The following is an 11,208-nucleotide window of genomic DNA, read 5'->3' on the forward strand; positions in this document are numbered from 1 at the left end:
AGGGGGTAATGTAAAAGATAATACGAAAAAACAAGGTGATAAATTACCGAATACCGCAACGCATTACCCTATATCTATTTTAATGGGTCTTTCAACATTCCTAATTGGTATGTTACTGTTTATTCGTCGTAAAAACGTAAAATAAGAGCAACATACTTCCATCTAAAGAATACATGAAATACTTTATAAAACTAAAAAGGACTTTGGATTGCATTTTATTATGCAGCCCAAAGTCCTTTTTATCACCTATCAGAAAAAGTATTAATACGCTTTTCCCCAATACACCATTTGTTTAGCTTCTTTACCACAACAAATACATTCATCAGCTAAATGCTCTTGCTCAAAAGGCATACAACGTGAAGATACTCCAACTTCTTCTTTTAGTTTTTCTTCACAAGCTAATTCCCCGCACCACATTGCCTTAATAAAGCCTTGCTTTTCGTCAGCTATTTTTTTCATCTCTTCGAAATTTGTCGCAACATACGTATTCTCATCGCGAAATGCTTTTGCTTTATCAAATAAAGCAATATGAATTTCTTCAAGTAATGCTGGAATACGTTCTTCTAATTGATCCATTGGTACAAACTCTTTTTCCTTCGTGTCTCTTCTTACAAGTACAACTTGATTCTTTTCAATATCTTTAGGGCCAACTTCTAATCGAATTGGAATCCCCTTCATTTCATACTCATTAAATTTCCAGCCTGGTGTTTTATTACTAGCATCTATTTTTACTCGTGCAACCTTTTGAATATGTCCTTGTAACTCTGTTGCTTTTGCTAAAACTCCTTCTTTATGCTGAGCAATCGGTACAATAACAACTTGCACTGGAGCGACTTTTGGTGGCATTACAAGTCCATTATTATCACTATGAACCATTATTAGCCCGCCTATCATTCTTGTTGATACACCCCAAGATGTTTGGTGCACATATTGCCACTTACCGTTACGATCTAAAAACTTAATATCAAATGCTTCAGAGAAATTCGTTCCAAAGTTATGAGAGGTTCCTGTTTGAAGCGCTTTTCCATCATGCATTAAACTTTCAATTGTATAAGTTGCCTTTGCTCCAGCAAACTTCTCCTTTTCTGTTTTTTGCCCTTTAATAACTGGTATCGCTAAATAATCCTCACAAAAAGAAGCATATAAGTTTAAAATATTTAATGTTTCAGTCTGCGATTCTTCTGCCGTTTCATGGATTGTATGACCCTCTTGCCATAAAAATTCAGTCGTACGAAGGAATGGCCTAGTTGTCTTCTCCCAACGAACTACTGAACACCACTGATTATATAACTTTGGCAAATCATTATAGGATTGCACAATTTTTGAAAAGTGCTCACAGAATAAAGTTTCAGATGTAGGACGTACACAAAGTCTTTCCGCTAACTTTTCATCTCCACCATGCGTAACCCATGCTACTTCAGGAGCAAATCCTTCAACATGATCCTTCTCTTTTTGCAATAAACTCTCTGGGATAAACATTGGCATATATACATTTTCATGGCCAGTTCCTTTTAACTTCTCATCTATCACCTTCTGCATATTCTCCCATAAGGCATAGCCATACGGACGTAAAATCATGCACCCTTTTACACTTGAATAATCAACAAGTTCGGCTTTTTTTACAATATCGGTATACCACTGCGCAAAGTCCTCTTCCATCTTCGTAATGGCTTGCACTTGTTCTTTTGCCATAGTCAGTCTTCCTCCTTCTAGAAAATACAAAAAAGCCCGCGTCCCTAAATAGGGACCGAGCTTTGCCGGCGTTACCACCCTGATTCATGCACAAAAATTGCGCATGCTCTCTTTTTGATAACGGGAAATTCCCGCTGCATATGCAGAACTCAAAGGCAGGTTCCATATTGCCTTTTTAAGAATCTTTCACCCTAACGGATTCTCTCTCTGCTAAAAAGGTTGAACATGTACTAGTCCTTTTTCATCGTTATAACGAAATAAATTTGTTGATTATCATAATACAAATTCTTTTTTAAAACAATAGCTAATTTTCTTATTTTTATATATCCTTTTCATTTTTTGCAGTTTTATACGTAGCTTTTCCGCGTAATTTTCACAAGTTGATGTGCAATCATACCGATAAGTGTACCAAGTAGGACAAAGAAACCAATAAATCCATATCCCATTCCTTCCCACCCACCAATAACCATCATTGTAACGGGAAAGGACGCTAAGCAAAGAAGTATTAAACTAAGTGCAAATATAATATCAAACTGTTTGTCTGGAAACCGTTTCTTTAGTAAATATGAAATAGCAAATACAAGGATAATCGTGATTCCGCCAATGATGTAAAAAATACCAAATCCCTCTAACCAATCCATAGTGTTCCCTCCCTCCATAGATTCCCTTATACTTAATTATATGTTTAATTTTTCTGAAAATAAACAATAAACTTTCACCTAAAAATATATATTTATTACTAGGTGTTAATAGTAATATATAATAATAGGTTTTATATAATCAGGAGGGAACTTTATGGATAAAGCATTAACAAACCACGTCATCATTTTATCATTCGACTGTTTATCAGCTTTAGATTTTCCTATACTACAAAAACTACCTCATTTCCAATCTCTAATAAAAAAGGGCACGGTTGTCGAAAAAGTAGAACCAATTTATCCTTCTGTAACATATCCAAGCCACTCAACAATCGTAACTGGTAATTACCCTAACAAGCACGGTGTTGTTAGCAATACGTTACTTCAACCAGGGCGTGAATCACCTGATTGGCATTGGTACCGAAAATCAATAAAAGGAACAACATTGTATGATGAAGCGCGCAAAGCAAATTTAACGACAGCTGCCCTTCTATGGCCTGTTACTGGAAGAGCGAACATCGATTACAATTTACCAGAAATTTTCCCCAATAGACCTTGGCAAAATCAAGTGTTAGTTTCCTTATTTAGCGGTAGCCCACTATACCAATTAGATTTAAATCGTCGTTTCGGCCATATAAGAAATGGTTTATCACAACCAGAGCTGGATGATTTCGTCCTCGCCTCTGCTGTGCATACAATCCAGACGAAAAAGCCTAATGTCATGTTCGTACATTTCACCGATCTAGACACACAAAGACACTATCACGGCTTTGAATCTAACGAAACAACAGCTGCTATCCAGAGACACGACGAACGTCTAGGGAAAATTATTCAAGCACTAAAAGAAAGTAACCTATACGAAGAAAGTACAATTATTGCCCTTGGTGATCATAGCGCTTTAAGTGAAAACAAATCCATCCAATTAAATGTGCTATTCCATCAAAGAGGACTTATATCTCTTAATAAAAAAGGAAAATTAGTAGACTGGAAAGCCTATTGCCAAAGTTGCGACGGCTCTGCCTATGTATATGTAAAGGACAAAAATGATACGGATACAATCCGGGAGGTACAACTACTCCTTGAAGAACTACTTCAAAATAAACAAAACGGAATTGAATTTATACTTCATGATGAAGCTGCCAAAGACTGCGGTGCAGACGGTAATTGTTTATTCATGTTAGAAGCACGAGAAGGGTATTATTTCACTGAAAACTATACAGGAGATTTTATAAAAGAAATTACTGAAAAAGATGTTACGCCTAGTAAAAAATATACATTTGGTACGCATGGATACTCTCCAACAAAACCTAACTATGAAACAATTTTTATCGCTGCTGGGAAAGGAATAAAAAGTGGCTTTACCGTCCCGTATATGAGACTTATTGATGAAGGTCCAACTATCGCTAGACTACTCGGTTTACACTTAGGTGAAACAGACGGAGCAATTGTAGAGGATTTACTCCAATTGTAAAGAACTGTGTATATATGTAAAAGTTATGTAAAATTCATCACTGTTTCTCTTTTTATAATTTTTATTTTTGTACACTGTTAGTAAAACAAATTTAAGGGGGAACATTATATGAAAAAAATGTCCAGACAAGAAAAAAGCTGGATATTATACGATTGGGCGAACTCTGTATACTCGCTCGTCATTACAACTGCATTATTTCCAATTTACTTTAAAGCAGCTGCAAAAGAAGCTGGACTATCTGGGGCAACTTCAACAGCATATTGGGGATATGCAAACTCATTCGCAACACTTTTAATTTCTATACTTGCTCCTATTCTTGGCACAGTTGCTGATTATAAAGGATTTAAAAAACGTTTTTTCACATTCTTCTTTGGACTCGGTATCGTATTTACAAGTATGTTAGCAGTCGTTCCAACCTCTCAGTGGTACTTATTGCTAGGGTGCTATATGCTCGCCTTAATCGGCTTTGCTGGAGCAAACATTTTCTATGATGCATTTTTAGTAGACGTCACTTCTGAAGATAGAATGGACCGAATTTCTACAAGAGGATTTGCATTAGGTTATATCGGGAGTACAATTCCTTTTATCGGTTGTATCGCTCTTATTATTCTTTCTCAAAAAGGAACTATTCCCTTATCGGTCGGCATTGCTAGTCAAATTTCCTTTGCAATAACAGCTCTTTGGTGGGGGTTATTTACAATTCCAATGCTAAAAAACGTAGAGCAAACACACTATATTGAGCGTCATCCAAGACCTATTAGAATGAGCTTCAAACGTCTTGCTGATACTTTTAAAAATATTAAAGAATATAAAACTGTATTTATGTTTCTAATCGCTTACTTTTTCTATATTGACGGAGTCGATACAATTATTACTATGTCTACCGCTTACGGAACCGATCTCGGTATTAGTGCAACGAATCTATTAATCATATTATTTGTAACACAAATTGTCGCTTGTCCATTTGCTTTACTATACGGAAAATTATCTGAAACATTTACTGGCAAAAAAATGCTATATGTCGGTATCATTATTTATATCATTATTTGCACATATGCTTATTTTTTAAAAACGACACTTGATTTTTGGATTTTAGCAATGTTAGTTGCTACATCTCAAGGTGGTATTCAAGCACTAAGTCGTTCATACTTTGCAAAACTAGTACCAAAAGAATCTGCTAATGAATTCTTCGGATTTTATAATATATTTGGGAAGTTTGCCGCAATTATGGGTCCGGTATTAGTCGGTGTTACAACGCAATTAACAGGAAAAACAAACGCTGGTGTTCTTAGTATTATTGTTCTATTTATTATCGGAGGATTCTTACTAACTAGAGTTCCAGAAAATAATACATCCGTTACACCACCTAGTCCAAAGACTAAAACGCTATAAGAAAAGATCCTCTTCTCATAAGAAGAGGATCTTTTTTATTTTTAAAGGTGCGCCTTATAATGAACGACTCTACTGCTTGTACAAAAATAATTTATCAACAGTTGTTCCTAATACTTCAGCTAAACAGAACGCTAACGCTAAGCTTGGATCATATTTATTATTCTCAATTGCATTTATCGTTTGTCTAGAAACCTTACATTTATCAGCTAATGCGCCTTGTGAAATATTATTTTCAGTGCGTAATTCATAGATTTGATTTTTCACACCATTGCTCCTAACCTGTAAAATCGTTTTTACAACATCAGTATATAATTGGCTCATATAGTTGTCAAAAGTTCCTCAAAGAAAAAAGGAGCAATATTGCTCCCTTACAATAGTTATTTTGAAGCTAATGAATTTGTTAGTGCCTCTTTGTTAGCGATATCTTCTTTCTTTATTTGCATACGTACAACTGGCCCTATCGCTAATAAAATAAGTGCCATCGCTATACAAAACACAGTAACTAGTGAAGTTAGTTCCTTTAATCCTCCAGCTAATGAAGTTCCAATTAGCATTGCCCCCATAAACAGTGGTAAAATCGTTCCATTTACTCTTCCAACCATATTTTCTGGTACAAGTTGAATCATAAGCGTACCGACAACAATATTAACACAAGCTAAACAAATACCTGTTCCAAATCTCATGAAACTAGTAATCCAAAATGATGTAGATAGCCCTTCTACTAAAAATGAAATGGCTAATATACCCATACCGAATACAAACATCTTTTTCGGATTCACTTTTGAAGCGAAAACTGCAGCAACAATACCACCGAGTAACATACCTATTCCGTCAGCTGCCGCTAAATATTGAACAGCTTCTTTTTCCATACCTAAACGTTCAATTACAAGGAATACTTCTAATGGATTCGTTAATCCAACAGCTAAACCCATAATTGTAAAAGTGATCGTAATCATACGTAAATTTTTCGTATGAAGAACATACTTCCAACCTTCTTTTATATCATTTTTTAATGAGTCTCTCGCCACCTGCTCTTTTTCAACCCATTTTGGTAAGAATGAAAGGGCGATAGCAGATAACAAAAATAAAATGATTAAGCTATATAGTGATGTAAATAAACCAAGTTGTGTATACACAAGCGATCCTACCACTGGTCCAAAAATCAGAAATAATGACTGTAATGTTTGGTTAAATGCAATCGCATTTGCTACCTCTCCTTCTTTTACATAGCGCTTAAATATACGCGAAGATGAGGGCTGAGAAAACTGACCTACAATCGCGGAAATGAGTGTTGCAAAAAATATAGCCTGCCAATAATCCAGCTTTAACAACAAGACAATTCCTATAATAGACAGTACACTTAATACATCTCCAGCGACCATTGTTCTTTTCGGATTCCAGCGATCAGCTAGCGCACCACCGATAAACGAGAAAATAAAAATAGGTGCATATTCCATAACTGATAACAACGAAACAGAAACTGGATCATTATTCGTTCGCTCCATTATAAAATACAAAAGAGCCATATTTCTGATCCAAATTGCAAATTGTTGTAAAATATCAGACGCCATAACGAGCATAAATGCTCGGTTTTTAAATAAAGCGTTCATTTTCATTCCCCTTTCATAAACCGACCGTTCGGTCTAATTTATTTTGTAAGAAAAGCAACTGACCTATTATTCAGCTGCCATTCCTTTTAACAATACATCTATTGCCTTTTTATAAATACGTTTCAGCTCTTTATAATCTAATTCGTAATAAAGCACTCCAAGTCCTGATAATAATCCGTTTACAATATACATAAGATCACGAGTATTATCTTCACGGAACTCTCCAGACTGTATACCTACTTCAATTAATTTCTCAAACATAACATATGATTCTCTAGTTAAAGCTAACAGTTCATCCAGAATCTCTTTACTTACAACTTGGCTCATAGAGAATTCCTCTATTGCATTTGAAATTGGTTGCTGTATGTCCTCTACATGATATTCCGCGAGACCATATAGTTTTTCAGTACTAGTGCTATACAACTTCTCTTTTTCATTCCATTTTTCAATCCAATCATACGTATGCTGTTTCACTACAAATAAAAATAATTCTTCTTTACTTTTAAAGTGATAATAAATACTTCCTTTACTTCGCTCTGTAATTTCACAAATCTCTTCCATAGATGTAGCTGCGTAGCCCTTCTGTGAAAATAGACTTTCTGCTTTATATGCAATTTCTTTCTTTATCTCTTCTGCGCTTCTCCTCATATTCACACCTCTTTAAACCGACCGTTCAGTCTAATAATAACAAATCAAAAACCTCTATCGCAAGAGGCTATATTCCTTATTTAAGAAAACGTACTTTCAAACCAAGTTCGAATCATATGTATGGTTCCAAATTTAAATGCTAATTTAACAAGAAATACGCCTCCCGCAGCTAATAAAAATAACACTACTTTCCCCTTATTTTTCACTTTCGGTTCCCTTTTCATTTCCATTCCCCTTAGTATGTTAAAATATTAAACAAATGTTTGTTTAACTATGTTTATGCATATGTAAGCCGACTAATCAAACGTTTGTTTAAAAAGAAATACGCCTATATAAGGCGCATTTTTATCAATCACCACCGCCACCACAGCTTCCTCCGCTATCTCCCCCAAAAGATCCTCCACAATCATGTGAGCCGCCATCATGCGAGCTATCATTATCAGATCCAGCAAAGAAAAATAATGGTGATGAGCTGTTAGATGAATTATGAATGTTATTTTGTTTTGTAAGATTTACCTTCTTTTTGTTCGATCGAACTGCTGTTACGATTGTTCCAACTACAACAAATAATAGTATGACAATAATAAATTCCATTTAAAAGCCTCCCTTATTCCTCGAATAATTGAATGGTTCTCTCTAGATTTTCAAGTGAAATGAAGCGTGATTCACGAAGAATTTCTTTTCCATTATGAAATAATAAAATTGTTGGCCCTGTAAATACTCCATATCGCCCCGCAATCTCTTGCATATCTTGTAGTAATATCTCTATTTTCTCTACGTAATCATAATTCTCTAATACGCAATTTACTTTTCTTAGCATAACATCACAAACACCACAATTTTCCGTTTTAATAAACAGAAGTACCAATTGTTGTTCTTCGATATAGGTCGCTAATTCTTCTATCGTTTTAAATGTAGTCATCTTATCCCTCTTAGCGTAATTTACGAAATACTTTGTCTTGATACATACGAAAAGCTGAACTATCTTTAATCTTTCTCTTTTCCATTACCTGCTGAAAACGAAGCGTTTTTGCTGTTAACTCTTCTTGTAATTCTTTTCTCTCTGCTTCATCATAACAGCAAGCAATTAGATCCTCTATTTTTAATATATCTTTTTGTAGTTCCATTTCTGGTGGAATCATTCCCGCATTTTTTAAAATTTTATAACTCATTCTAAGTTCTGGAGGTACCATTGAAAGATCTTCTAATTGTAGTGGTTTTCCTTTTCCCGGAAGATAATCAAGATCACCATTCCGTATTGCTTGTCGAATTTTTTCTTCAGCAATGTTCAAAAACACATCCACACTATTCCCTCCTTTACATATTTTTACTATTATTTTACATGATATTTCCTTATCTTTCTACGTCTTTAATAATTGGCTCCATACAATTTTTTCTCAAATTTATTTATAATGAGCTTTTTCCTCCCATACCGATTTTTCGTTTTCATATATAGTTTGTATTCAAGCCTTTTTGTATTGAGAAAGTCTTTTTCAATTTAATAAAGCGTTTACACTAAATCTTACATTTGTTACGATTTAATCACCCCCAGCTCCCTTGTATAGACTTCGTGATGTCTGATCATTTTATCTAGACGTTTTATACGTCTAGATTCATTTTGATTTATTGGCGTATGCCTTTAAATATATCTTTTATTTTGAAAGGAGAAATGGCTATGAGGTCTCAAAAATTCACACTGTTATTACTATCTCTACTACTTTTCTTACCTCTTTTTCTCACAAATTTTATTAATCCAAATCTCGCATTAGCAGATTCACCAAAGCAAAGTCAAAAAATTGTTGGATACTTTCCTTCGTGGGGCGTTTACGGACGTAATTATCAAGTTGCTGACATTGATGCATCAAAACTTACTCACCTTAACTATGCTTTCGCGGATATTTGTTGGAACGGAAAACATGGAAACCCTTCTACTCATCCTGATAATCCAAATAAACAAACGTGGAACTGTAAAGAATCTGGTGTACCATTGCAAAATAAAGAGGTTCCTAATGGTACTCTCGTACTCGGTGAACCATGGGCTGATGTTACCAAATCGTATCCTGGCTCAGGGACAACTTGGGAAGATTGCGATAAATATGCCCGTTGCGGAAATTTCGGGGAACTAAAACGATTAAAAGCTAAATATCCTCACTTAAAAACAATTATTTCCGTTGGTGGCTGGACTTGGTCTAACCGCTTTTCTGATATGGCCGCTGATGAAAAAACAAGAAAAGTATTTGCTGAATCTACAGTAGCTTTTCTTCGCGCATATGGGTTTGATGGCGTAGATTTAGACTGGGAATATCCGGGCGTTGAAACGATTCCTGGTGGTAGTTATCGTCCTGAAGATAAACAAAATTTCACTCTCCTTCTTCAAGACGTCCGAAATGCTTTGAATAAAGCAGGTGCTGAAGATGGCAAACAATATTTACTAACAATCGCTTCAGGTGCAAGTCAACGCTACGCTGATCATACAGAACTAAAGAAAATTTCTCAAATACTCGATTGGATTAATATTATGACATATGATTTCCACGGCGGATGGGAAGCTACTTCTAATCATAATGCAGCTCTATATAAGGATCCAAATGACCCAGCAGCAAATACGAATTTTTACGTAGATGGTGCTATAAATGTTTATACAAATGAAGGTGTTCCAGTCGATAAACTAGTATTAGGCGTACCCTTTTACGGACGTGGCTGGAAAAGTTGTGGCAAAGAAAATAACGGACAATATCAACCTTGCAAACCAGGTAGTGATGGGAAACTTGCTTCTAAAGGTACTTGGGATGATTACTCTACCGGTGACACAGGTGTGTATGATTACGGTGATTTAGCAGCCAATTACGTTAATAAAAATGGTTTTGTACGCTACTGGAATGACACAGCTAAAGTACCTTACTTATATAATGCAACTACAGGCACATTTATTAGCTACGATGACAATGAATCTATGAAATACAAAACAGACTATATAAAGACGAAAGGTTTAAGTGGAGCAATGTTTTGGGAACTAAGCGGAGATTGCCGTACAAGTCCAAAATATAGTTGCAGTGGTCCAAAATTACTTGATACGCTAGTAAAAGAATTACTTGGTGGACCTATTAGTCAAAAAGATACTGAGCCACCAACGAATGTTAAAAACATTGTAGTTACGAATAAAAATTCAAACTCAGTTCAATTAAACTGGACTGTATCTACTGATAACGTAGGAGTTACGGAATATGAAATTACTGCTGGAGAAGAGAAATGGAGTACAACAACAAATAGCATTACAATTAAAAACTTAAAACCTAATACGGAATACAAATTTTCGGTAATTGCCAAAGATGCTGCTGGAAATAAATCACAACCTACCGCTCTTACTGTCAAAACGGATGAAGCTAATACGACACCTCCTGATGGAAATGGTACTGCTACATTTTCAGTCACTTCGAATTGGGGCAGCGGTTATAACTTCTCGATTATAATCAAAAATAATGGAACGACTCCTATTAAAAATTGGAAATTAGAATTTGATTATAGCGGCAATTTAACACAAGTTTGGGATTCTAAAATTAGTAGTAAAACAAATAATCATTATGTAATTACGAACGCAGGATGGAATGGTGAAATTCCTCCTGGTGGATCTATTACAATTGGCGGTGCAGGAACAGGTAATCCTGCCGAACTTTTAAATGCCGTCATTAGCGAAAACTAGACGTAATATCCATTAATTACTTCAATAAGGTTTGAATTTAGGTTTGAGCAATACCTC

Annotated in this window: 12 protein-coding genes, 1 pseudogene and 1 other annotated feature; of the genes and pseudogenes, 4 read left to right on the top strand and 9 right to left on the bottom strand. The window is 35.2% G+C overall.

Annotated features, from left to right (window positions below):
• Positions 1-34: 34 nt before the first annotated feature.
• Positions 35-145 (top strand): annotated as a pseudogene (locus tag ACQGSG_RS07275) (LPXTG cell wall anchor domain-containing protein); the annotation flags it as partial.
• A gap of 116 nt (positions 146-261) precedes the next feature.
• On the opposite strand, the gene proS reads toward ACQGSG_RS07275, so the two are convergent.
• Positions 262-1,692, bottom strand: coding sequence for a proline--tRNA ligase (gene proS / locus ACQGSG_RS07280; RefSeq protein ID WP_098926667.1), 1,431 nt, complete (start codon positions 1,690-1,692; stop codon positions 262-264).
• A 47-nt stretch (positions 1,693-1,739) separates the two neighbouring features.
• Positions 1,740-1,946: a binding site (T-box leader), on the bottom strand.
• A 93-nt stretch (positions 1,947-2,039) separates the two neighbouring features.
• Positions 2,040-2,333, bottom strand: coding sequence for a YesK-like family protein (locus ACQGSG_RS07285; protein ID WP_325842808.1), 294 nt, complete (start codon positions 2,331-2,333; stop codon positions 2,040-2,042).
• Positions 2,334-2,487: 154 nt separating this feature from the next.
• Between ACQGSG_RS07285 and ACQGSG_RS07290 the strand changes: the two genes are divergently transcribed.
• Positions 2,488-3,801: an ectonucleotide pyrophosphatase/phosphodiesterase gene (locus ACQGSG_RS07290; RefSeq protein ID WP_000356418.1), complete on the top strand. Its 1,314-nt coding sequence runs from the start codon at positions 2,488-2,490 to the stop codon at positions 3,799-3,801.
• Positions 3,802-3,909: 108 nt separating this feature from the next.
• Positions 3,910-5,193 (top strand): MFS transporter, encoded by a 1,284-nt coding sequence (locus tag ACQGSG_RS07295; protein WP_000738812.1) that lies wholly within the window; start codon positions 3,910-3,912, stop codon positions 5,191-5,193.
• A 69-nt stretch (positions 5,194-5,262) separates the two neighbouring features.
• Here the strand turns inward: ACQGSG_RS07295 and ACQGSG_RS07300 are convergent, their stop codons facing one another.
• The 7 genes from ACQGSG_RS07300 to ACQGSG_RS07330 form a co-directional block, all read right to left on the bottom strand.
• Positions 5,263-5,514: a helix-turn-helix transcriptional regulator gene (locus ACQGSG_RS07300; RefSeq protein ID WP_325842807.1), complete on the bottom strand. Its 252-nt coding sequence runs from the start codon at positions 5,512-5,514 to the stop codon at positions 5,263-5,265.
• A gap of 56 nt (positions 5,515-5,570) precedes the next feature.
• Positions 5,571-6,803 (bottom strand): MFS transporter, encoded by a 1,233-nt coding sequence (locus ACQGSG_RS07305; RefSeq protein ID WP_000992567.1) that lies wholly within the window; start codon positions 6,801-6,803, stop codon positions 5,571-5,573.
• Positions 6,804-6,869: 66 nt separating this feature from the next.
• A complete protein-coding gene (locus ACQGSG_RS07310; RefSeq protein WP_001254434.1) occupies positions 6,870-7,451 on the bottom strand; it encodes a TetR/AcrR family transcriptional regulator in 582 nt (193 codons plus the stop codon).
• An 80-nt stretch (positions 7,452-7,531) separates the two neighbouring features.
• Complete coding sequence (locus ACQGSG_RS07315) at positions 7,532-7,675, bottom strand: hypothetical protein (RefSeq protein ID WP_000817981.1); 144 nt, start codon at positions 7,673-7,675, stop codon at positions 7,532-7,534.
• A 124-nt stretch (positions 7,676-7,799) separates the two neighbouring features.
• Positions 7,800-8,045 carry a hypothetical protein gene (locus ACQGSG_RS07320; protein WP_000394369.1) on the bottom strand — a complete coding sequence of 82 codons (246 nt, stop codon included), beginning with the start codon at positions 8,043-8,045 and terminating at the stop codon, positions 7,800-7,802.
• Positions 8,046-8,058: 13 nt separating this feature from the next.
• A complete protein-coding gene (locus tag ACQGSG_RS07325; protein ID WP_000206517.1) occupies positions 8,059-8,373 on the bottom strand; it encodes a thioredoxin family protein in 315 nt (104 codons plus the stop codon).
• A 10-nt stretch (positions 8,374-8,383) separates the two neighbouring features.
• Positions 8,384-8,755, bottom strand: a complete 372-nt coding sequence (locus tag ACQGSG_RS07330; RefSeq protein WP_016111321.1) for a DnaJ family domain-containing protein — start codon at positions 8,753-8,755, stop codon at positions 8,384-8,386.
• A 371-nt stretch (positions 8,756-9,126) separates the two neighbouring features.
• Between ACQGSG_RS07330 and ACQGSG_RS07335 the strand changes: the two genes are divergently transcribed.
• Positions 9,127-11,151 (top strand): glycosyl hydrolase family 18 protein, encoded by a 2,025-nt coding sequence (locus ACQGSG_RS07335; protein ID WP_001257472.1) that lies wholly within the window; start codon positions 9,127-9,129, stop codon positions 11,149-11,151.
• Positions 11,152-11,208 lie beyond the last annotated feature (57 nt).

This window comes from Bacillus sp. GMa5/1 (assembly GCF_050172015.1).
Lineage (GTDB): Bacteria > Bacillota > Bacilli > Bacillales > Bacillaceae_G > Bacillus_A > Bacillus_A cereus.